At 39.2% G+C, this 21,532-nt stretch carries 33 protein-coding genes and 1 pseudogene; 29 read left to right on the top strand and 5 right to left on the bottom strand.

The window, feature by feature from the left end; all coding sequences use genetic code 11:
• Positions 1-9 precede the first annotated feature (9 nt).
• Entirely contained in the window at positions 10-387 is a 378-nt protein-coding gene (locus tag ACYQ2D_RS11200; RefSeq protein ID WP_459785456.1) for a YdcP family protein, read from the bottom strand.
• A gap of 21 nt (positions 388-408) precedes the next feature.
• Complete coding sequence (locus ACYQ2D_RS11205) at positions 409-723, bottom strand: YdcP family protein (RefSeq protein WP_279073643.1); 315 nt, start codon at positions 721-723, stop codon at positions 409-411.
• A gap of 786 nt (positions 724-1,509) precedes the next feature.
• Here ACYQ2D_RS11205 and ACYQ2D_RS11210 point away from each other — a divergent pair.
• From ACYQ2D_RS11210 to ACYQ2D_RS11285, 16 genes and pseudogenes are all read left to right on the top strand, one after another.
• Positions 1,510-1,704: a hypothetical protein gene (locus tag ACYQ2D_RS11210; RefSeq protein WP_117457916.1), complete on the top strand. Its 195-nt coding sequence runs from the start codon at positions 1,510-1,512 to the stop codon at positions 1,702-1,704.
• A gap of 324 nt (positions 1,705-2,028) precedes the next feature.
• A complete protein-coding gene (locus tag ACYQ2D_RS11215; protein ID WP_022233904.1) occupies positions 2,029-2,208 on the top strand; it encodes a hypothetical protein in 180 nt (59 codons plus the stop codon).
• 60 nt (positions 2,209-2,268) lie between these two features.
• Positions 2,269-2,634, top strand: a complete 366-nt coding sequence (locus ACYQ2D_RS11220) for an ACT domain-containing protein (protein ID WP_055298413.1) — start codon at positions 2,269-2,271, stop codon at positions 2,632-2,634.
• Between the two features lie 52 nt (positions 2,635-2,686).
• Complete coding sequence (locus tag ACYQ2D_RS11225; RefSeq protein ID WP_207661617.1) at positions 2,687-2,842, top strand: hypothetical protein; 156 nt, start codon at positions 2,687-2,689, stop codon at positions 2,840-2,842.
• Positions 2,843-2,983: 141 nt separating this feature from the next.
• Positions 2,984-3,172 (top strand): TnpV protein, encoded by a 189-nt coding sequence (locus tag ACYQ2D_RS11230; protein WP_459785457.1) that lies wholly within the window; start codon positions 2,984-2,986, stop codon positions 3,170-3,172.
• Between the two features lie 214 nt (positions 3,173-3,386).
• Entirely contained in the window at positions 3,387-3,716 is a 330-nt protein-coding gene (locus ACYQ2D_RS11235; RefSeq protein WP_118030115.1) for a DUF6442 family protein, read from the top strand.
• Positions 3,713-3,919 (top strand): helix-turn-helix transcriptional regulator, encoded by a 207-nt coding sequence (locus tag ACYQ2D_RS11240; protein ID WP_003865061.1) that lies wholly within the window; start codon positions 3,713-3,715, stop codon positions 3,917-3,919. The genes ACYQ2D_RS11235 and ACYQ2D_RS11240 overlap by 4 nt, the downstream gene beginning before the upstream one ends.
• A 9-nt stretch (positions 3,920-3,928) precedes the next feature.
• A complete protein-coding gene (locus ACYQ2D_RS11245; RefSeq protein WP_008121271.1) occupies positions 3,929-4,231 on the top strand; it encodes a hypothetical protein in 303 nt (100 codons plus the stop codon).
• A gap of 19 nt (positions 4,232-4,250) precedes the next feature.
• Complete coding sequence (locus tag ACYQ2D_RS11250; protein ID WP_459785458.1) at positions 4,251-5,048, top strand: YhfC family intramembrane metalloprotease; 798 nt, start codon at positions 4,251-4,253, stop codon at positions 5,046-5,048.
• Between the two features lie 248 nt (positions 5,049-5,296).
• Positions 5,297-5,481: pseudogene (locus ACYQ2D_RS11255) on the top strand (hypothetical protein).
• Entirely contained in the window at positions 5,468-5,683 is a 216-nt protein-coding gene (locus tag ACYQ2D_RS11260; protein ID WP_252969459.1) for a DNA repair protein RadA, read from the top strand. The pseudogene ACYQ2D_RS11255 and the gene ACYQ2D_RS11260 overlap by 14 nt, the downstream one beginning before the upstream one ends.
• Before the next feature lie 63 nt (positions 5,684-5,746).
• Positions 5,747-6,379, top strand: coding sequence for a plasmid recombination protein (locus ACYQ2D_RS11265; RefSeq protein WP_118030113.1), 633 nt, complete (start codon positions 5,747-5,749; stop codon positions 6,377-6,379).
• Between the two features lie 168 nt (positions 6,380-6,547).
• Complete coding sequence (locus ACYQ2D_RS11270) at positions 6,548-7,210, top strand: response regulator transcription factor (RefSeq protein ID WP_118701307.1); 663 nt, start codon at positions 6,548-6,550, stop codon at positions 7,208-7,210.
• A complete protein-coding gene (locus tag ACYQ2D_RS11275; RefSeq protein ID WP_459785459.1) occupies positions 7,200-8,024 on the top strand; it encodes a sensor histidine kinase in 825 nt (274 codons plus the stop codon). The genes ACYQ2D_RS11270 and ACYQ2D_RS11275 overlap by 11 nt, the downstream gene beginning before the upstream one ends.
• 176 nt (positions 8,025-8,200) lie before the next feature.
• A complete protein-coding gene (locus tag ACYQ2D_RS11280) occupies positions 8,201-8,881 on the top strand; it encodes an ABC transporter ATP-binding protein (protein WP_144366508.1) in 681 nt (226 codons plus the stop codon).
• Positions 8,881-10,869: an ABC transporter permease gene (locus tag ACYQ2D_RS11285; RefSeq protein ID WP_459785460.1), complete on the top strand. Its 1,989-nt coding sequence runs from the start codon at positions 8,881-8,883 to the stop codon at positions 10,867-10,869. The genes ACYQ2D_RS11280 and ACYQ2D_RS11285 overlap by 1 nt, the downstream gene beginning before the upstream one ends.
• Before the next feature lie 77 nt (positions 10,870-10,946).
• Here ACYQ2D_RS11285 and ACYQ2D_RS11290 read toward each other — a convergent pair whose 3' ends face one another.
• The gene (locus ACYQ2D_RS11290; RefSeq protein ID WP_118701304.1) at positions 10,947-11,183 is read right to left on the bottom strand and encodes a DUF6061 family protein; all 237 of its coding nucleotides are present in this window, start codon (positions 11,181-11,183) and stop codon (positions 10,947-10,949) included.
• Between the two features lie 311 nt (positions 11,184-11,494).
• Here ACYQ2D_RS11290 and ACYQ2D_RS11295 point away from each other — a divergent pair, with 311 nt between their 5' ends.
• Both ACYQ2D_RS11295 and ACYQ2D_RS11300 read left to right on the top strand, forming a co-directional pair.
• Positions 11,495-12,307, top strand: coding sequence for an alpha/beta fold hydrolase (locus ACYQ2D_RS11295; RefSeq protein ID WP_459785461.1), 813 nt, complete (start codon positions 11,495-11,497; stop codon positions 12,305-12,307).
• A gap of 59 nt (positions 12,308-12,366) precedes the next feature.
• Positions 12,367-12,696 (top strand): hypothetical protein, encoded by a 330-nt coding sequence (locus tag ACYQ2D_RS11300; protein WP_117457915.1) that lies wholly within the window; start codon positions 12,367-12,369, stop codon positions 12,694-12,696.
• 114 nt (positions 12,697-12,810) lie between these two features.
• Here the strand turns inward: ACYQ2D_RS11300 and ACYQ2D_RS11305 are convergent, their stop codons facing one another.
• Positions 12,811-13,164, bottom strand: a complete 354-nt coding sequence (locus ACYQ2D_RS11305; protein WP_004614173.1) for a cupin domain-containing protein — start codon at positions 13,162-13,164, stop codon at positions 12,811-12,813.
• Positions 13,165-13,304: 140 nt separating this feature from the next.
• On the opposite strand from ACYQ2D_RS11305, the gene ACYQ2D_RS11310 reads away from it, so the two are divergent.
• The 7 genes from ACYQ2D_RS11310 to ACYQ2D_RS11340 all read left to right on the top strand — a co-directional run bounded on the left by ACYQ2D_RS11310 (position 13,305) and on the right by ACYQ2D_RS11340 (position 17,603).
• Positions 13,305-13,637: a winged helix-turn-helix transcriptional regulator gene (locus ACYQ2D_RS11310; protein ID WP_117457914.1), complete on the top strand. Its 333-nt coding sequence runs from the start codon at positions 13,305-13,307 to the stop codon at positions 13,635-13,637.
• A 143-nt stretch (positions 13,638-13,780) separates the two neighbouring features.
• The gene (locus tag ACYQ2D_RS11315; protein ID WP_459785462.1) at positions 13,781-14,218 is read left to right on the top strand and encodes a radical SAM mobile pair system MarR family transcriptional regulator; all 438 of its coding nucleotides are present in this window, start codon (positions 13,781-13,783) and stop codon (positions 14,216-14,218) included.
• Positions 14,215-14,904 carry a radical SAM mobile pair protein A gene (locus ACYQ2D_RS11320; protein WP_008704237.1) on the top strand — a complete coding sequence of 230 codons (690 nt, stop codon included), beginning with the start codon at positions 14,215-14,217 and terminating at the stop codon, positions 14,902-14,904. Before ACYQ2D_RS11315 ends, ACYQ2D_RS11320 begins: the two co-directional genes overlap by 4 nt.
• Positions 14,892-15,800: a radical SAM mobile pair protein B gene (locus tag ACYQ2D_RS11325; protein WP_015567824.1), complete on the top strand. Its 909-nt coding sequence runs from the start codon at positions 14,892-14,894 to the stop codon at positions 15,798-15,800. Before ACYQ2D_RS11320 ends, ACYQ2D_RS11325 begins: the two co-directional genes overlap by 13 nt.
• 63 nt (positions 15,801-15,863) lie before the next feature.
• Positions 15,864-16,073 (top strand): DUF6219 family protein, encoded by a 210-nt coding sequence (locus tag ACYQ2D_RS11330; RefSeq protein WP_009300563.1) that lies wholly within the window; start codon positions 15,864-15,866, stop codon positions 16,071-16,073.
• 620 nt (positions 16,074-16,693) lie between these two features.
• Positions 16,694-17,104 (top strand): single-stranded DNA-binding protein, encoded by a 411-nt coding sequence (locus ACYQ2D_RS11335; RefSeq protein ID WP_459785464.1) that lies wholly within the window; start codon positions 16,694-16,696, stop codon positions 17,102-17,104.
• Between the two features lie 13 nt (positions 17,105-17,117).
• Positions 17,118-17,603 (top strand): hypothetical protein, encoded by a 486-nt coding sequence (locus ACYQ2D_RS11340; protein ID WP_459785465.1) that lies wholly within the window; start codon positions 17,118-17,120, stop codon positions 17,601-17,603.
• A gap of 251 nt (positions 17,604-17,854) precedes the next feature.
• On the opposite strand, the gene ACYQ2D_RS11345 is transcribed toward ACYQ2D_RS11340, so the two are convergent.
• The gene (locus ACYQ2D_RS11345; RefSeq protein WP_459785467.1) at positions 17,855-19,153 is read right to left on the bottom strand and encodes an IS4 family transposase; all 1,299 of its coding nucleotides are present in this window, start codon (positions 19,151-19,153) and stop codon (positions 17,855-17,857) included.
• Between the two features lie 115 nt (positions 19,154-19,268).
• Between ACYQ2D_RS11345 and ACYQ2D_RS11350 the strand changes: the two genes are divergently transcribed.
• The 4 genes from ACYQ2D_RS11350 (at position 19,269) to ACYQ2D_RS11365 (ending at position 21,375) form a co-directional block, all read left to right on the top strand.
• Positions 19,269-20,090, top strand: coding sequence for a glycoside hydrolase family 73 protein (locus ACYQ2D_RS11350; protein WP_459786173.1), 822 nt, complete (start codon positions 19,269-19,271; stop codon positions 20,088-20,090).
• 172 nt (positions 20,091-20,262) lie between these two features.
• A complete protein-coding gene (locus ACYQ2D_RS11355; RefSeq protein ID WP_459785468.1) occupies positions 20,263-20,580 on the top strand; it encodes a helix-turn-helix domain-containing protein in 318 nt (105 codons plus the stop codon).
• A gap of 146 nt (positions 20,581-20,726) precedes the next feature.
• Positions 20,727-20,963: a sporulation initiation factor Spo0A C-terminal domain-containing protein gene (locus ACYQ2D_RS11360; RefSeq protein ID WP_117457932.1), complete on the top strand. Its 237-nt coding sequence runs from the start codon at positions 20,727-20,729 to the stop codon at positions 20,961-20,963.
• Positions 20,950-21,375: a hypothetical protein gene (locus ACYQ2D_RS11365; RefSeq protein WP_330600438.1), complete on the top strand. Its 426-nt coding sequence runs from the start codon at positions 20,950-20,952 to the stop codon at positions 21,373-21,375. The genes ACYQ2D_RS11360 and ACYQ2D_RS11365 overlap by 14 nt, the downstream gene beginning before the upstream one ends.
• The last annotated feature ends 157 nt before the right edge of the window (positions 21,376-21,532 follow it).

The raw sequence follows: 21,532 nt of genomic DNA on the forward strand, positions 1-21,532 counted from the left end.
AGGTTCCTGTTATTTTACAGGGGGAGTGTCTTTCTTCGGCGGCTGGGGATTCATGGCAGCTCCTTTTTTCAGGACAATATCATCCGCCTTGATGTACCAGTCCACCTCTGCTCCCTGAAAAGTAGCCGTTGCCACGGTGTCTGCCACCGGATTGATAATTTCCACCTCTGCGTTGTAATCGAGCTCCTTTAACGGCACGCTGGCAGGGATGGAAACCTGAATCATCCGCCCCTGTCCTCTGGATTTTAAGTCATAGGTACGCTCCTTGATTTCTTCTGATACCGAGCCGTCTTCATTCTGGAGGTGAACCTCACGGCGGAGGGCAGAAAACTTTAATGCCCCGAAAGTTGCTTCCTTGTCAATCACGATTCCGTTTGCTAATCTCATAGTCTGATGTCCTCCTTTTCTTTACGCTTTTACCATATCGTCAGCGTGTAAAATGTAGTTGGTAAAGCCCCTTGTGCCGATTTTATAGCCCTCTGCGGTGATACGGGGATTGACGAGCTTCACACGTTCCTCAAAGTCAAAGTGTTTCTCTCCGGCTTCGGCAGGAAGGATAACCACAATATCATCCGCCCTCTGTACGTCTGAATAAAGGTTGAAACTACGAGAGAGTACCGCCATACGTCCATTGATTCTTTTTTGTTCTGTTTTGTCTTCTCCGGCGAACTCCAAGTTGCCGAATGTTTTTTCCATGTTGGGGATAACGAATTTTAATTCCATATAGATGTACCTGTCCTTTCTGAATGTTGTGTTCGGTGGTCGGTTTCGGGTTCCGGTCTGGAAGCCGGAGGGGAATGCTCCGGCGGTGGTGATTTCTTCGTAGTATCACATCCTTTCTGGGACTATTGAAGAAATTACAGGGTTGTGATATTATCTAGGTGTTAAAAATTAAATAGTCATGGTTAGGATTGTTAGCTTGTGTTTTTTCATGTAGCTCTGTCATGTACTCCCAACAACTTAAAAGTAGATTTCAGTGGAGATTTATAGTATCAGGAGGTACGCTTATGACAATAATAACAACTGTAAAAAGCATTATGGTGGGCGACGGAATTTCTGGGAATTTTTGCTAAAGTGTGCAGGGGCAATGGAAAAAAATACGGCTGGCATGACATGAAGAATCCGGGAGGGTCAAATCTCCAATTCCCATCGGGGCTGTTTTCAGCCCCATTTAATTTTGAAACCAAAAATAGACGCTCATTGTTGAACGTCTATTTTTGGATGATATTGAGGTTTGCCGGTCTATTTTATAAAATCTGAATGTACTTCGATTGCATTTTTATTGCATTTTTAATTTTTTTTCATATAGATTTTAGTGTTTGATAGTTCCTGAAAATGCCTTAAAATCAATGATTTTCACTTATATGGCATACTGTCTGTCTGGAGTTTGAATAACGGATTAAAATGCCGAAAGCCTGTATTTATGCGGGTTTCCGGCATTTGTTTTATCAAATGGCTCTAGTTTGGCTCTATTTGTGGGGAGAGTAATGTATAATTAGTGTAGAGCAGATGCAGACAGCCATAGCAGAGAACAGCCGGACGGCACTTGAACAGAATGGATATAGAAGATATGTTGACATTATCGAAATGTACAATACCATCAAAGCAGATTATGACAAGATTTCAGAACAGATTGAAAGCAAAAAGGCTCAGAGAGAATTATTCAAGGGATTCATTCGGCATTGGAAAAACAAGGCACTTTGATAGAGAAATTCGATGAGGGACTTTGGAGCAGTCTGGTGCAGGAAGTGGTGGTAAAGGCTAAGAGTGATATACGATTTATCTTCAAGAACGGATTTAAGATAAAGACGAGATAAATTAAATCCTGATTTGACACATATTGTAATAGAAGAAAAAATCCAGAAATTTGATTATAAAAGGTCAGATTCGTCAGTAACCATCGGGCTTGACGGGTTTGACCTTTTATATTGCAGAAATATGACATAAAATGGACATGCGAATCTGCCGATATAAGGTATAATAGGTGTGTTGAGTTTAACAAATCGAAATTTATGGAGGATAAAGCTGATGAACAACAAAAGGATAATTATAGGAGTCACTATCGGAATAATCGCAGCAATACTTTGGAGCGTTGTTTTTATAAATGTCTTAAATAGCATGGCTGGAATTGGAATCGGAATATGTCTGGGTATATCTTTTGGTATATCTGGCAGTCTTATTTTTTCAAAAAAAGATAAAGATAAATGATGATACAACTTCAAGTTTGGAGAATTGAGAAAATCGGAAATTGTGGAGGAGAGTAATTTGCTGGTATTAAATAAATTAGAGCGGTTGCTAACGGTATGTAAAGTCAAAAACATTGATGATATAGATTTAAGCAAGGAATTCTACTTCATTGGTAAAACAGATGAAGAAATTTCTCTTGTGTGTGAAACAAATGACGTTCCTGAAAACACAATAGAACGTGAAGATGGGTGGCGTGGTTTCCGTATTCAAGGAATTTTAGATTTTTCACTCATTGGCATTCTTTCAAAGTTGTCTGGAATACTTGCAGATAATAAAATTGGAATTTTTGCGGTATCTACATTCAACACAGATTATATTTTAGTGAAAGATGCGGATTTTGAAAAATCATTAGCTGTATTATTAAATGCCGGATATACAGTGATATAGATTTCAGATGCTTTAAACCCAAAGAAAATTATACGAGGAGTGAATTATTAGCATGAAAGTTCAGCATATTGCAATCGAAGGAAAATGTTTCTTTATCAACACTGATATGATTATCAGACGCAGTTCATACCCTTCTGATCTGCAGGAGTATAATATCGTATCTAAACTTCCAGGACTTACTTCTCTGGCGAAGACAATGAAAGTATAAATATAGGAGAACGATATTGTGTGGAGTAAGAAATCTATGCAGTATCGTTTTTTTCGTTTCTTGTGAAAAAATTTGTAGTTATTTGTAAGAATTTGTCGAGAAGTGTGCTATATTTTAATCTGCTGACAAGCGGAAAGTTATATGAACACCTTTGCCGAAATTGATACTTCGGCTCGTGATATGGCGGAATATCTGATAAAGGAAATGGCAAAGAAGCAAGGTGTAACGGAAGAACTGAAAGCAACGGATATGATGAGATGGATAGGATTGATGAATAACATTCGAGCCTGTGCCGATGAGATTGTATTGAATGATATTGTGTATTCCTAACGGATACCAACCGAAGAAGAACTGCTGTCAAACCGATGACAGTTTTTCTTTTTCGACAAGTATTCAAGAAGTTATTAAGTTGCGAGTATAATCGAAGTGGTAGAAAAGTTACCTCTTATATCGGTTGTAACTTTTTTATGAACTCTATTGACAAGAAAACTTGGTATGTGTATAATTAAAATATGCAAAGAAAACTTGGCATGGAGGCGTTTTTATGAAAAAGGACGAAATCTTAAATGCAAGCAGAAAAGAACATCGCAATAAGGACTTGGCTGAAATGGAAGTGGTATATCAAGCCGGAAGTCACGCAAGCAAAGTTGGTGCTTTAGTGTGTTGTTTGCTTTCGCTGTTATCTTCTGTGCTTGCTCACACTATGATTTACAGTCCGTGGGTTATATACTTCAGCATTATTGCAACACAATGGTTAGTTCGTTTTATCAAAATGAAGCGAAAGAGTGATTTGGTCTTGACCGTTCTGTTTTTTGTGCTTTCCATTTTGGCATTTGTTGGATTTGTTAGCCATCTTTTAGAGGTGAGAATATGAAAGAACAATTACAACTGAAAAATCACTTAAAGGAAGTTCGCACAGAAGCAAATCTTTCTCAAGCTCAGCTTGCAGAAATGGTAGGGGTATCAAGAAATACCATTAGTTCTATTGAAACAGGACAGTTTAATCCAACTGCAAAATTGGCTCTAATTCTTTGTATTGCATTGGACAAAAAATTTGAGGAACTATTCTATTTTTAGGAGGTCATTATGGAAAATATTATAATGTTGATTTTGGGAGTGTTCATATCTGTTGTGGGAATTGTAAATATCAAAGGCAATATCAGCACAATTCACTCTTATAACAGGCGAAAAGTAAAGGAAGAAGATATACCAAAGTATGGAAAAACAGTCGGCACAGGAACGCTGATTATAGGAATATCTCTTGTATTAGGTTTTATTGTTTCGTTTTGGAGTGAAATAATTATAGATTATATCATTCTTCCAGCAGTTATTGTCGGATTAGGCTTTATATTGTATGGACAGTTCAAATACAATAAAGGAATTTTTTGAGAATCAGGGAGGTATAAAGATGGAATTGAACACAATATCAGGTCTGGCGATAGCGGGAGTTATCTGCTCCGTTGTCCTCTCGATGGGGGTACCGATTGCTTTGTTCATTGCAGGAAGGGTGAAGCTTAAGGCAAGGATTTCCTCGTTCTTTATCGGAGCAGGAACCTATCTGCTGTTTGCCATGCTGTTGGAGCAGCTGCTGCATGTTCTTGTCATTCAGTTCTGCGGACTGAACGCACAGAGCAGACCATGGCTTTACTATGTGTACGCGGCTTTGGCTGCAGCGGTTTTTGAAGAGACCGGAAGACTGATTGCCATGAAGTTCTGGATGAAGAAATGGCTGGATTTTCCAAATGCACTGATGTATGGAATCGGGCATGGCGGTGTGGAGGCCATTCTGCTCGGAGGACTCTCCGGAATTAGCAATCTTGTGTCCATGCTGATGATCAACAGCGGAGCCATGCAGAATACGCTGGCGGCACTTCCTGCTGAGTCTGCAAACCAGACCGTGTCACAGCTGTCGGCCCTATGGACAACACCGGCACCACTCTTTTTTGTAAGCGGAATCGAAAGAATCAGTGCCATCATTCTGCATATCGGGTTGTCACTGCTGATCTATCGGGCGGTAAAGGCAGGCAAATGCAGGACAGCGGCTTTTACAGCGGTTCTTGCATATGGGATTCATTTTATCGTGGACTTCTTTGCCGTGGCAGGTCCGGCGCTTCTTCCCATCTATGTGATTGAAATTGGTGCCTTTGTGATGGCAGCCGGAACTCTTGTTATGGCGCTGAAGATGGGAAGGATGGAAGAACTGTGAATTCCAGTTTTCTGCTATCATAAAACAGAATATATCTGACAGAACGCACCGTAGAAATACGGTGTTTTTTGTTACCCCAAACCCACAATTTCATACACAACCACAGGTTAGTACAAACACCTTGCGATTTTTTGAAAGGCTTAGAAAGGAAATTTTCCCTGATTTTTGACCCGAGAAATGACACAAACAAGGCTTAATGTATCTTTCCTGTGGTTTTTATTTTCGGCAGGAAAGGAGGATTGCTTGCTATGCCGAGAATGAGCAAGAAGCGGAAACAAGAGTGGGCGTTGTTTCTGAATGAAAGAAATCGCATTACCTACAACGACTTTGCAGAAAATGCAGTAGTGAATGTAAGCAGAGTTTTCGCTGTGTTGTGGTGCATTGCCAAAAATATTTATCGAGAAGGAGAACAAAGAACTATGAAAATGATTGAAAATGAAATGAATGTAACTGTACATCTTGAAATTATCAAGGCAAGCGAAATTGAGCCAAAAGAAGTGAAATGGCTGTGGTATCCGTATATTCTGTTTGGCAAGGTTACTCTGTTGCAGGGCGATCCCGGCAATGGGAAAAGCAAGTTAATGTTATCAATCGCCGCCCTGCTCTCAAATGGAGAACGTCTGAAAGTGTCATAGTGGGTTACACACATTCAAAGAATGTTGTGTAATGGCTTCGTCTTGCCGAGAAAGGAGAACGAAATGGCGAAAAGCAACAAGGCGGATATGAGTTGTGCAAGGGTAAAAAAGTACACCGCTTCTGATGTGAGCAAGGCGGAAAGGCACAACGAACGCAAGAATGAAACCTATGAAAATATAAATGTGATTGAGGAACGTATACCCTATAATGTGCATTTCAAAAAGCCTTTTGCTCCGACCTATATGGAGCAATTAAAGCAGATGGAAGCTGACGGTATGGTGTCGCTTCGTGGGTTGAGAAAAGACGCAACGTTCTTTAACGAGATTGCGATTAAGTGCAAAGATGGATTTGATAATAAGTGGAACAATAAATATGTTGAGGTCACAGAACAAGTAGGGAGATTGGGTTGTTTCGGATTCATGATAATTAATATTCCGGGAACTTGGTTTGGGTGGTGGTCTGACGAAGCATTTGCACTATATCTGATTGTAGATACCATATTGGTAATGCTTTATTGTGCTATTTGGATTATATGTTTTAAGAAAAACAGCGTTTTCAGAGCATTAGCACTTTCTATTATTCCTTCAATGTTGTTCTTATTTAGTGGGATTATGAGTAGGTCAGTGCTATTGATTATTGCATCAGTATTATTTGCACCAAGTCATATTGTGATTTCATATAAAAATGTAAAATGATATTTACAAATTCAAGTTTGCAGAACTGACCCAAAAGAGCTTGAAGGAGCTCTTTTTCCTTTTTTATAATAGTATCATTATGGTATAATAGAGACATTAAAATCGGAAGTTGTTTAATGGAGAATATATGAAGAAGAGAATAATCTTATAACGAAAGGACTATAATTCATGAGTAGAATACTTTTGGTGGAAGATGACACAATGATTGCTTCGGGGATTCTGTATGCACTTGAGACAGAAGGTTATGAAACAAATCATGCCACAGGTATAAAAGATGCCGGAAGTTTAATTGAACATTATAATTTTGACCTGGCAATTATAGATATGCAGCTTCCGGATGGAACTGGATTTGATGTAAGTGAGATATTCAAAAATAATGCTACATCTGTGATTTTCCTGACAGTTGTGGATGATGAAAATACAATTGTGAGGGCATTTGATGAAGGAGCACAGGATTATATTGTAAAACCTTTCAGAATTCGAGAACTTTTGGCGAGAGTTCGGCGCATTTTATCTGTCAATATCAAAAATGGAGAGAAGGATAACATAATCTATATGGGGCATGCAGCCATCCATACAGATGAGGCAAAGGTTTATGTGAATGATAAAAGCATAGAACTTACAGCATTGGAATATCGGTTACTGCTTATTTTTGCGAGTAATAAAGGAATACTTTTGAAAAGGCAGCAGATTCTTGACAAAATATGGGATGCAGACGGCAACTTTGTTGAGGATAATACACTTACCGTTTATGTGAAACGGCTGCGGGAGAAACTTGGAGAGGCAATACACATTGAGACTGTGAGAGGAATGGGATATCGTGTGGATTAAGAAAAAAGAGATAGAACAGTTGTCGGAGTTTGTGAAAGGCTATAGTTCCGGCGAGGAACTGGATATTCGAGTGAATAAGGAAGGCTCTTTTAACATATTAAAAAATGATATTTATGCTCTTGTGAACACGAAAAATGAACAGATAAAGGCAGTTGAGGCAGAAAGAGACAGTCTCTCTGATTATATGGCAGATATTTCCCATCAGTTAAAAACACCGATTACTTCCATGATGATTATGGCAGATTTACTGGAGGAGGCAGAGCCGGAAAAACAGGAAGAGTTCATTCATAACATTCAGGTTTCGCTAAACAAAATGGAGTGGCTTGTAGGGGCACTTCTTAAGATGGCAAAGCTTGATGCCCATGCAATTGATTTTATCAAAAATGACATCCACACGTCAGAACTCTTAGAGGCGGTAAAACCATCGGTGGCAATCCTTTTGGATATCCACAATCTGACCATAGAGCTGAAACAGGATTGCCTCATACATTGTGATAAACGCTGGACCACAGAAGCACTCACAAACATTGTCAAAAATGCGATCGAATATTCACCGGATGGAAGTGTAATTGAGATTGACAGCGGAGAAAATCCCATGTATAGCTGGATTTCGGTCAGGGACAGCGGTATGGGAATGGACAAAACAGAGTATGCTGCTCTTTTTAAAAGGTTTGAAAATTCTACCAATGAAAATGGATTTGGAATCGGAATGCCGCTTGCACTCTCTATTCTGAAAGGACAGGGTGGCGACATTGATGTTGATTTTGGAGGCAGGGGAGAGGGAACGACTTTTATTTTAAAATTTTTCAAGTGATATCATTTATGCTGGAAGACCAGGAATTGTTTCTAAGTGACAAAATTGTCACAATAATAATTTCTTTTGTCACAGAACAGTCATTTTGCATTGCTAGGATGGTATTTGAAAAAAGGAGTAAAGACCTCTTCTAACAAAAGGTTCGGATTTTGCTCCGCAAAACAAGGAGAAATGCAATGGCTGTATTAGAAGTAAAGGAATTAACAAAGAAATATGGTGAAGGTGAGTCTGAAGTGATTGCGCTGGATCATGTGTCTTTTTCGGTAGAAAGAGGAGAATTTGTAGCAATTATCGGAGCATCCGGCTCCGGGAAATCGACACTTATGAATATGATTGGTGGAATCGATTATCCAACAAGCGGTTCGGTTATCATTGATGGAAATGAGATACAAGCAATGAGTGAGGATGAACTTGCAATTTTCCGCAGAAGAAATCTGGGAATTGTGTATCAGTTTTATAATCTGATTCCAACTCTTACTGCGGAGGAAAATATTGTACTGCCATGGAAATTAGATGGAAGAAAAGAGAATAAGGAACGGCTTTCTGAGATTGTGAATATGCTGGGGCTTGAGAAAAGAGCAAAACATCTGCCAGGGCAAATGTCAGGAGGTCAGCAGCAAAGAGTATCCATAGGAAGGGCACTTATAAACGAGCCGGCATTTATTCTTGCAGATGAGCCGACCGGAAATCTTGATAGTAAAACAAGCAGAGAGATTCTGGATATTTTGAAGTTTACCAATCAGAAGTATAAGCAGACGATTCTTCTTGTCACACATGACGAAAAGATAGCTCTGCAGGCGAACCGAATCATCACGATCGGAGATGGAAAAATCATAAAAGACGAGGTGATGAAGTAATGAAAATAACAGCACAACTCGCCTTAAGCCAGATGAAAGTGAATAAAAAAAGAACGATTGCAGGAATTTTTGCAATCGCACTTGCAACATCACTTATTACAACTGTAATGTGCTTTGTGACAAGCGCAAATAAGATGCTTACGGATTTCCTTGGTTCGGATTATGGAGAATATGGAGGAGCATACTCTCTCATGCTTGCAATACCGGCACTGCTTTTAGGTCTTCTTATTGCAGCAATGTCGATTACTGTAATATCCAATATATTTTCTGCTAGTGCCAATAAGCGGATTCAGGAGTTTGGTATTTTAAAATGTGTTGGTGCAACAGGCAGACAGATAAGGGCAAGTGTTATCTATGAGAGTTTATGGCTTAGTCTGACAGCCATCCCGCTTGGACTCATTGCAGGAACTATACTTGGTTATATTAGTGTGAAATTTACAGGACATTTTATTTCCGATATCAATGATGCTGCAAAAGAAATTATTATGAGACCTTTTACCTTTTCCCTGCTCTTTCATATATCTGTGTGGACATATTTGTTTGCAGGTGTATTTTCGTTTTGCATTGTATTATTCTCTGCATACAGACCAGCTAAAAAGGTTGGTAAATTTACTGCTATCCAGTGTGTAAAAGGGATTGGAGCAGGTACAGTTTTGAAAGAGATCCAAGTAAAAGACAGCTTTATCCAAAAAATATTTGGATGTGAGTCTGCAATTGCCTATAAAAACATGAAAAGAAACAAATACGGCTATAAGGCAACGATACGTGCATTGTCACTTGGGATTTTACTTTTTCTGTTAACCGGAGGATTATCCGGTCAGGCAAAGGAATTCCAAGAATGGATGACACCAAAATCAAAAGAAATGATGGTGGATTATTCTTCCAATTATGATATCGAGGTAAATGCGAAAACAGGGAAAGAAGAGAGAAAAATCAGCCGACCTGTTACATCAGACCAATATAATGAAATTACACAAAAGCTGGAAAAGTACGGAATAGACGTATATGGTGTTGGAGCAGATACTTTTACTTACAATGCGCTATTAGATAAAAATACATTAACAGAGGATATGCTACGGGTTCCGAAATTTTCTGATGATAATAGGGAAACAAGGACAGAAATCGTGTCCGTTGATGATGAACTCTATAAAAAACTGTGTGACAGGGCAGGCGCAGAATATGGAAGTATCCTTTTGCTGAACACTTACCAATATAATGACAATGGAGAGTATGTGTCGATAAAACCTTTTAAAGATGATGTGACACAGATTTCCCTGATAAACGCAGCCAATGAGAAGAACACACTTACAATTGGAGGTATTTTAGAACAGTCAGATTTAAAGGAATATGGTTTTGGGGAAAAGACACCATATCCGGTCAGAATTGTCGTACCTGATGCGGATGCGAGGTATTTTGACTGGTTTAGTATGCCATCAGATGAAGATGATTATACAGAATATGCCAGAAGTGTCATGGATGAATATTTTCCGATTGTGGCAGAGGATTCTTATGTAGAGCAGGGATATACCGTGAGAATTGCCCGCACAGATGCTATGATTAAAATGCTCAATATAGCTATAGTTCTTGCTGAAATTGTGATGTATGGTTTTGTTATCCTGCTCGTTCTCATGGGATTTACAAGTGTAATTAGTACGCTGACGACAAATATCAGAATCAGAAGCCGTGAGTTTGCAGTATTAAAGAGTGTTGGAATGACAAATAAATCACTTTGCAGGATGTTATATAGTGAAAGTGTTTTTTGTGTTGTAAATGCACTTGTTCCGGGAGTTATACTTGGAATTGCCATTCCATTTTTAATTAATTTATCTATTCGGAAGGCTTTCCCGGTATTGTATCATATTCCGTGGGCGGCATTATTTTGTGGTATATTTGTTTTGATAGGAATTGTGTTTTTTATCACACGAACTGAAATTCACAAGTTAAGAGATAAAAGTATTATTGATGAAATAAGAATGGATATTGTATAAATTTTTTGTGGGCTGTGCATGGAGAGAGATATAGTTTCTCTTCTCTCTTTGCACAACTCATTTTTGATGTTAGATTATCAAATTTTCAAGGAGTCTTCCGCATCTACCCACATCTGCAAATTTCCATCAAGATATAATCTTGAATATTCAAGAGGAGCATCAATGGCGAGTGCGTTTAATGCACAGTCTGATCCATGTGTAGTCTTTAATTTCTTTTCAGCTTCCCAGCAGTCAATGCGAAGCATATAGCCGGCACTGGTATAAACATCAATACTGTTGCATTGTGGATTGTATTCTGCAAATATTGTTTTCATCGTATCAAATCTCCTTATCGTTAAATCAATCATTTGTTTCAAAAATCAGAAGCATTTCAATCAGTTCACCATGTCACTTTTATTTTGTGTTATACTGTTTTATAGGATTTTATTGCCCTTGTATTTGCCCTTATCAGAGTTCGTAAACACTGGTGGGACGATATAACACAAGGGAAACAATAAGGGAAAGCTCACCTGCGACAAATCCAGTGTTTTCAAGGGTTTACAGAGAATTTAATAACAAAATATAACAGTTATTAAATCTCTTAAAACAGGTGAAATCTCAATCGGAATTTGTGGAGGGGAGCTCAATGAAAGAAAAAACTTATCATACTCGATGCGGAACGATTCACTATTGGGCAAGCGTGTCAAACCCGGATGAAATTACCCTTGTTTTTCTGCCCGGATTGATTGCCGATCATAGATTGTTTGATAAGCAGATTCAACATTTCAAGGAGAAGTATAATGTTGTGGTATGGGATGCACCGGCACACGCCGCTTCATGGCCGTTTCGGTTTGATTTCGATTTGTTCGATAAGGCAAAATGGCTGAACGATATTTTAAATCAAGATAAAATTGCCAAACCGGTCATTGTTGGGCAGTCTATGGGCGGATATGTTGGGCAGGCTTATGCACAGCTCTATCCAAACCGATTAACAGGCTTTGTCTCCATTGACTCTGCACCGTTGCAACGAAACTATGTGACTGCGGTTGAACTCTGGCTTCTGAAGCGAATGAAACCAGTATATGCTCATTATCCGTGGAAATTGCTTTTGAAATCGGGGACGGAAGGAGTTGCCACGTCTGATTATGGCAGAAATCTAATGCGTGAAATGATGCTGGTCTATGATGGTGACCAAAAGCGTTATGCGCAAATTGCTGGGCATGGTTTTCGTATTTTGGCAGAGGCAATGGAAAAGAATCTGCCATATGAACTGAAGTGCCCATCTCTGTTAATATGTGGAACTCAAGACCATGCCGGTTCATGTATAAGGTATAACAAAGCATGGCACCAAAAGAGCAAAATTCCTTTGAAGTGGATTGAAGGAGCTGGACATAATTCTAATACAGATAAACCGGAATTGATAAACAGTTTAATAGAAGAATTTGCCGCAGGTATTTAATAACAGACAACTCCCAGATTATGTAATCACAAAATCGGGAGTTGCGGAGGTGATGGTATATGGCAAAACATGAGTTTGGAATTATGATGAATACTCCTCGGCAGAGCGAGCGATATGACGAATATGAACCGTGGAAATACGAATGCATTTCTGTTGATGATAAAGATTTAGAAGGTGTTGTTGAAAGACTTTCATCCATTGACTTTTATTGGCATACACTTTCTGTTAAAGGCAAAGGGCTTGCATATTGTGGTGTTACACTTGTTCCGCCCTGTTCATTAAAGGCGTTTATTGATAGCATTGCTGATATTCCTGAATTGTGCGAATTAAAGAAACTGTTTAAAAAGGCATTGGACAAAAATAAATGGGTTATTCATTACGGAATTTGATTGAGTAACAACTTCTTGTTTGAAAAATTGAGAAAACGTAATATTGAACAAAAAAGAAATGCACAGTTCTTAGCTTATCGTAAACTGTGCATTTTTGTAAATAAATACTTTTAATTAGCCGATTACGGCATCCTCTGCTGTAAAATGTTCCAGAGAATTTTCTTTTACCTGAATGCAGATATAAGTAATTCCAGAAATATCGGATGCAAAAAACTGACGCTTTGCAGCAGGTGCGATTTTTAGCCAGTCTCCAGTTGAAAGGCTAATTTCTTCTCCATCAATTATGGCTTTGCCGTTACCTGAAAGAATTCCATAGATTTCTTCATTTTCTTTATGAGAATGAACAAATGGGACATTTGCTCCTGCAGGTAGTTCGTTTAAACTGATTTCTGCACCTGTTAAAGACAACTTTTCATGCAGCTCAATTCGGTTTTCCTTTCCAATAGTTGTTTTTGTGTAATTTGCCATAATAACCTCCATAGTTAATTTGTAGTTTCTGGTTGCTTGGTATTAGTATAGTGTGAGACACATACAAAAACAAGTACGCACCTTTTTGTAACTGTACACTCAAAAATGAATGTGTTACAATAGACTCGGAGGTGAGAATTATGCGAGCAAAAGAAGAATTACCGGAATGCCCAGTTGCTACAGCAGTATCTCTCATCGGAGGAAAATGGAAACTGCTGATTTTGCGTAACTTGAAAGAGCGTCCATGGAGATTCAATGAGCTACAACGAAGTATAGATGGTATTTCACAAAAGGTTTTGACAGATAGTTTAAGACAAATGATAAGTGATGGACTGGCATATCGCCACGATTACCATGAACAGCCACCGAGAGTTGAATACGGCTTAACAGAACTCGGAACAAAAATGCTTCCAATTGTTAATTCACTTGCTGACTTTGGTAACTACTATAAATCAATTATTGAACAGAATTAAGGACGTTAGTATTTGAAAAGCTCGAACAATTCCGGTTTGGAGAATTGAAAAAAACGGAATTTACCTATTAAGACATATAAACTCTTGACAATAAAGCTCCTATATAGTATGTTTTTGATGAACTACTATATAGGAGCTTTTGTATGAAAATGAATGGAGGATTTCTTGTCACCAAAATAAAACAGCTTGGAGACCGGATTTTTGAGAAGATTCTCAGTGAAAAGAATATTGATGCGTTTAATGGAGCCCAGGGGCGTATTCTTTATGTGCTGTGGCAGAAGGATGGTATTTCAATCAGGTCAATCTCGACTAAATGCGGATTAGCGATAACATCTCTTACTACGATGCTAGAAAGAATGGAAAATCAAGGGCTGATAAGCCGTGTTCAGTCTGAAACGGACAAAAGGAAAACGCTCCTGTTTCTGACTGAGAAAGCACATGCCTTAAAGGGCGAGTACGATTCTGTATCTGATGAGATGGGCAGTATTTACTACAAAGATTTTTCAGAGGAAGAAATTACCCGGTTTGAGGAATGCCTCGACCGCATCAGAAAGAATCTTGAGGAGTGGCAGAAGTCATGAGTATTTGTATCAAAGATCAGATTCAGAACATGAATATCGTCATTGGCTGCACAGTGGGGTGTACATATTGCTATGCCCGCAACAACGTGAAACGCTGGCATATGATTGATGATTTCGCTGACCCTGAATTCTTTCCGGGTAAGCTCAAGATGATGGAAAAGAAACGTCCGCAGAACTTTCTTCTTACCGGCATGAGCGATCTCTCCGGATGGAAGCCGGAATGGAGAGACGAGGTATTTGCAAAGATCCGTGAAAATCCACAGCATCAGTTCCTGTTCCTTACCAAGCGACCTGATTTGCTGGATTTTGATACCGATCTGGAAAACGCATGGTTTGGCGTTACGGTGACGAGGAAAGCAGAACGGTGGCGTATCGACGCCCTTCGGAAAAACGTTAGAGCAAAACATTACCATGTTACCTTTGAGCCGTTATTCGATGATCCCGGCACAGTTGACCTTTCCGGAATCAATTGGATCGTTGTCGGTACCATGACCGGAGCTCAGAGCAGGAAGATTCATACGGAGCCGGAATGGGCATGGTCTCTGACGGACCAGGCACATAAGCTCGGCATTCCGGTGTTTATGAAGGAAGACCTTGTCCCTATCATAGGGGATGAAAATATGATTCAGGAAATGCCAGAAGAATTTAATAAAGTGTTAGAGGTACAGAAATCATGGAAGAAGTAATGAATGGAATCCTCATTCGTGAGGTGGAAACAAAGAACATCATGACTAAGTCTAGTCTGCCGGTAGGCGGTTACTCAGTCAATCCCTATGTGGGCTGTACACATGCCTGCAAGTATTGCTATGCTTCTTTTATGAAGCGCTTTACCGGGCACAAGGAGGAATGGGGCACTTTCCTTGATGTGAAGCATTGGCCGGAAATTAAAAATCCGAAGAAATATGCCGGACAGCGGGTGGTCATCGGTTCTGTGACAGATGGCTACAATCCACAGGAGGAGCAATTCGGGAATACCAGAAAACTTCTGGAGCAGCTGATCGGCAGTGACGCAGATATTCTGATCTGCACAAAGTCGGATCTTGTGGTACGGGATATTGATCTGTTGAAGAAGCTTGGACGTGTAACCGTTTCATGGTCGATCAACACACTAGATGAAAATTTCAAGAACGATATGGATTCTGCCTCGAGCATTGAGCACCGTATCGCTGCTATGAAGCAGGTATATGAGGCAGGTATCCGTACAGTCTGTTTCGTATCCCCGGTATTCCCCGGTATCACGGATTTTGAAGCAATCTTTGAGCGGGTAAAGAATCAGTGCGATCTGTTCTGGCTCGAAAATCTCAATCTTCGAGGCGGTTTCAAAAAGACAATTATGGATTATATCGCCGGAAAATATCCTGATCTTGTACCACTTTACGACGAGATCTATAACAAGCATAACCGCAGCTACTTTGAAGCACTTGAAGTAAAAGCTGAGAAAATGGCTAAGAAGTATGATTGTGCCTTTGTGGATAATGAAATGCCTTATGGCAGAGTCCCGCAGGGGCATCCGGTGATCGTAGATTATTTCTATCATGAGGAAATCCGTGGGACAGAGAATACCGGAAAAAGAAATCGCTAACTTCCAGTTTGCATATTTTATCAAAAGGTACATATTAAAATTAACACAAAGGGAGATGTTAGAATGAAAGCTCATGAATATTGGTCTGTCGGAGCATTGATAACGATGCTAGGTACTTTTTATAGCGGATATAAAGGTTCAAAATCAAGCCATAAATATTTTGCGGCAAGTTCTTTGCTTTGTATGATTATGGCTATTTATACAGGTCATAAGATGATATCTAAAAACAAGAAAACAAAGAAAGAACCAATATCATTAGGAAATGAAGAATAATACAATCAACCTTGTGCCCACTGGGCACGAAGTTGGCACAGTCACTACGGTGTCAGGAGAAATCCTGGCATCTTTTTTTATATCTTTTTACACTTCAAAAAATAATTTCAAAAAATTTCTAAAATCATGTCCGATTTTGTCGCTCCCAATACAGAGTATATGGAAGGCAAATTGAAAATCCTCTGATTTTCAAAAATCACAAACGTAAAAGAGGTTCAGACAGTTCTTCCGATTGCACCCTGACAATTGAAGGAGCCGATACATCTTGAGAAACATGCTTACCGGAGATAGTCCGGCTCGTGCAGGCGAAGACTCCTACGGGAAGAGCGAAGCAATAATGATACCACCGAAAGGTACAGGACCTCTGCTGAAACAGAGACTGTGACTGTATTTTTGCAGCCGGGTTATCTGGAATGATAACGATCAGATGTATATGTACAGACAAAGCCCAAATGCGAATACTTAGATTTTCTTATTTATATTACAGGAGAAATCCTGTAGCAAGTGGGGAATGGTTCGACTCCATTCCTCATTTTTTCGTGCAGAAAATGCACAGATTATTATCCTGTTTTTGAAATAACAAGGAAAGGTGTTGCAGGAAGAAAGGGAGGACAAGAAGCATGAATACGATTGTTTTAATGGGTAGACTTGCCAGAGATCCAGAAACTAAGCTGGCATCTACGCAAAAGGGACAAACCAAAGTATCCAGGTTTCCACTGGTAGTAAAAAGAAATCGCACGAGCAAAGCATTTGTAGTGATGATCACAGCTTATGGAAATAATGCAGAATTTGTGGAGAAATATCTTGAAAAAGGAATTAAGATTGCTCTTTCCGGAGAGTTAGTAATCTCTCAGCTCAAAGATGAACAGACTGGAACTGCATCCTATTATACCGAAGTCATTATGGATGATGTGGAATTTGCAGAAGCCAAAACAAAAAAAGAAGAATCTGATGGATTTCAACCAGCAGAGAAGAGGAAGATTCCATTCGATATACCAGAAGAACTTGAACAAGAAATGCCATTTCGATAGGAAGACAAGATTTATGAGAAAATACTTTTTAGAATTATTTGCAATAGGATTGGTTGATTCAGAAGGAAGAATCAATACAGAACATATGACAAGCGATGCACTTATGACTTCCATGAAAACAATGGAAGAGCTGACAAAAATGAAAATGGATCGTTTAGTTTTGGAAACAACAATGGAGATGATCTTATGTATGTTTGAGTCATGTGACACAGAGGAATTTACAGAAATATTAGGCAAGCTCCTTGGTGGCAAGCAGACTTCTAAAGTGACAGCTCATTTGGAAGCGCTGGAGGAATTGCTGACAGAAGAGGAATATAGTAGTTTCCTTGCAGAATATCTTGGTTATTTAACCGTGAATATAGCAGAATTTATTAGGAGCACAATCATTGAAAATGGTTTGATGTTACTTGCCGGTACAGACAGGAGGAGAAGAGGATGGAGAAGACGGATTATAAAATCACAGAGTTTCACAATTCGGAGTTTGGTTCCATCCGTATGATTGAAGATGGAGGCAGACTTTTATTTTCTGGAATTGATGTAGCATTTGCTTTGGGATATGCAAAACCAAGAAATGCGATAAATGTTCATTGCAAGGGGGACCTGAAACGGTAATGTCACTAACTTAAGAAAATTTCGATTATTGTAATAAGTGTTCAGATTAGCTTTCTTGAAAAATCACAAGATTTACGCATAACAAATAAACAAACCAAAAGTCTGCTTTTTGCCAGCTATATTCATTTGAATAATTTTTTATCCTATACGGTATGCGAAACTAACCCATCGTTTCTTTATTACTCGACGCTGATATTGTCGGTGTGGTCTTTGGGGCGATAGTTCTTTCTTAATCAGACCTTCAACATCTATCGTTACGAATGTCTGGCGCAGATAATGCCTGTATATTTGAATTGCCATTGTGTAGTTTAATTGGTATGTGTACTTACGGTTTCTTTCTTCCAGTATGATATTTGCTGAAATAATTTCACAAAAATTATACAGGATCAGTTTTGCGTAAATTTCCTGACAGATATATTCCACATTTTTAGAGTGAAGATTTGTCAGGCCAATCGTATATTTCAGCTCACGGAAAGAAGTTTCGATTCCCCATCGCATATGATAAAGTTCCTTGATCTTTTCAGGTGGGAATTCTTCTTTATCCAGGTTGCTGGCTATACATTCATAAACTCCATTTTCCAGCTGAAACTGTGTGAGTCTGAGATGAAGTGTATAAAACAAATTCTCAGAATCAAGAAAGTCAAATGGCGATGAATTTGAGAGATATTTATAACCTTTCGTTTTATAAAACTTTTGTTTACGTGTCAGAATCAGTTCGATTTCTTCGTCAAATTCACAGGATACCGGCAAGGAAAGGCTTCCGGAAATGCTGCCTTTTTTCGAGGTATCTTTAATCCGGATCAGATAAAAGAGACCACGTTCCTGAACATTTGCAAAAATGTTATAAGTTTCGTATCCACGATCTGCCATAATGATAGTCTTCTGATTTGTAGTCAGTTTTTTAACCATTTCAATCATGGCAGAGGATTCATTTTCTTCATAAGGCTCCTGAATCAGAGCATCGACATATCGCCTGCTTTGGAGGTCATACAAGGCATTAAGATGCAGTTGATTAAAACCAAAAGTTCCTTCTTTACCAGCAAAATACGTGTGTAGATTTAGTGGATCACGAAATATATTCAAGTCAGAACCATCACAGGCAAGTAACTGATAGCCTTGGTATTTTTTGTTACATAATATCTGCTCATGAAATTTGTGAAATAAATGTTCCATGGTATCTGGTTTCAATTTGTTCCTTTGCTTTATGAAACCAGAACGGGTTATTTGATTCAGATCATAATTAAAATATTTATGTAATTCTGAGTTAAGTGAACCACCTTCCATAGTAAGTAGAAAGTTTATTGTCGAGGTAAAGTTCATCTTCCGATTTCTGGTAAAATCATGCCCGGGATTTTTGACGTAATCTTCTATCTGACTGGACATGCTGGAAATGGCAGCGTTGAGTTTGTTGCGGACATAATCAGCGTAAAAGTTCATTAGCAATTCCTCCTAAAATGTATTCATTCAAGGAGGCTTCGCCACATTTTTTCTGACATTTGTCAAGACCTTTTTCTGTTTTATTTTATAAATTTTCTTAAGTTAATGACATTAGCTGGCCTGTGTATCCCTTGCACAGTTCATTTTGGAATCCGGCTATGGAAAGAGTGAGCTGGCACAGGGAGCCAATAACTGTTTTGGTATGAAGAAATCCCTGTCCGGCAATACCTGGGGAAATTCTTCCTGGGATGGAAAGAGCATCTATACCAAGAAAACGCAGGAAGAAGAAAACGGAAAGATGATCACCATCACAGCAGATTTCCGAAAGTATCCATCAATCGAGGACTCCATTGCGGATCATTCCGCATATTTGCTTGGAGCAAAGAACGGCTCCACGCTTCGGTATCATGGTCTGAAGGGCTGTACGAATTATAAGAAGGCAGCGCAGATCATCAAGGATGGTGGATATGCAACTTCCAGCACCTATGTGCAGCGGTTGTGTGAAATCATTGAAAAGTGGGAGCTGACCAAGTATAACGCAGATTCGAATACAAAAGAGGAGACCAGTACGGTATATTACCGTGTCCGCAAGACCTGGGCGGATGCAAAGAGCCAGCTTGGAGCCTATAAGATTCTGGCTAATGCGAAGAAATGTGCGGATGAGCATCCGGGCTATTCTGTATTTGATGGAAATGGAGTGGTGGTGTATGCAGCAAAACAGCAGTTTACACCGTATACTGTGCAGGTAAAGATTAAGGACCTCTATATTCGTAAGGGTCCTAGTACGAATTATGCGAAGGGAAAATTCACAGGGATTGGGGTCTTTACCATCGTGGATGAGGCAGACGGCCCTGGAGCAACGAAATGGGGACTCTTGAAGTCTTATACGGAAAAGCGGAACGGGTGGATCTCTTTGGATTTTGCAACGAAATGTTAAGAAAGATGGCTCTGTATTACGGTTTACATCGTAGTACAGAGCCTTTTTTTTGTTTTTTTACAGCAAATATAGTTCTTTAGAACAAGAAATAGTTTTGCAGATTCTGTATACCGAAATGGGTAACCGATATAATATCTTTAGACCTATAAATCGTTCTGAAGGAGGTGTTGCAATGGACTTGAGAGATGTTGGTCTGCGTATCAAGGAAACCAGAGAGACCAAAGGACTCACACAGGAAGAGCTGGCTGCATTGGTAGATTTGAGTCCGACACATATCAGTGTGATCGAGCGTGGTCAGAAAGTACCAAAACTGGATACGTTTATAGCAATCGCAAATGCACTGGATGTTTCAGCGGATAGTCTTTTGAGGGACGTTGTGGCACAGTCTGTAAATGGTGTGGTAAACAATCTGTCAGCAAGCATCATGAAACTGCCGCCGAAAGAGCAAAAAAGAGTCATACGTGCAATAGAAGCGTATGTGCAGGAATAGCAAGTAATGGAGGGCTGAGAAGCCCTTCTTTTTTTGTACTTTCGTAAATTCTTGTAGAACTATGTCGAACGATTTTTGTTTCAATACCTGTTTGATTATGCTATATTGTTCTATAGAACAAGAATTAAATCTACAGGTGTAGAAAAATGGAATTTAAAGAACTAATGGAGAAAGTTGCTAAGAAACATGGAACCACAGCTTTGGAGGTCTATTCAGAAATCCAGAAAGTGATTGATGTGGGGATGAAGGATTCGGATGAAGAGGTGCAAAAAAATTGGAAGAGGGTACCCTATGAGGGTGAAAAACCATCACCAGAAGAACTGATCCAGTATCTTGTTGGTGAGATGTTGTGTATGGAGGAGGAAACGTGTGAAGAAGTATAATAGGAAACAGGCGGTGGTTATGACCATTATTGGGACAATCATGGTATGCTCGGCTTGTGGTAAGGCAGAGGCAGCAGTCCCGGATGTTGTAGGCAGTATGAAAATGAACCGGGATGAAATGCTTACCGTTGTAGCAAATCAGGATAAGATTGAGGATAAAGAGGCATTTGCGAGGCTTTTGCTTCAGATGTATAAAGAAAATTCATTTGAATCCATGAAGTTTTCTGAGGATGAAGGATATCCTACCAGTCTGGATATGAATGTTTATACCAGAAAGGAAGATATAGGGGAAAAAGATCCCATCATGACTGTAGAATACAAACCGGAAGAATGGAATGCAGAATATGATATTGTGAATGCCACAGAGCAGTTCCATCTGTATGTCGATGATGAGATGGTTGAGGATAATTAAATAAGAATCAAAGAAATAGGCTTTGTATTACGGTACGTCGTAGTGCAGAGCCTATTTTTTTGCTCGAAAACAGGAGAAAAGGAAGGGGGATGCACATTTTATAAATTTCTTACCGCCCATTTAACGATTTCGTGTCCATGGGATAGTGAAGGGAAAA

The organism is Blautia stercoris (assembly GCF_054657695.1).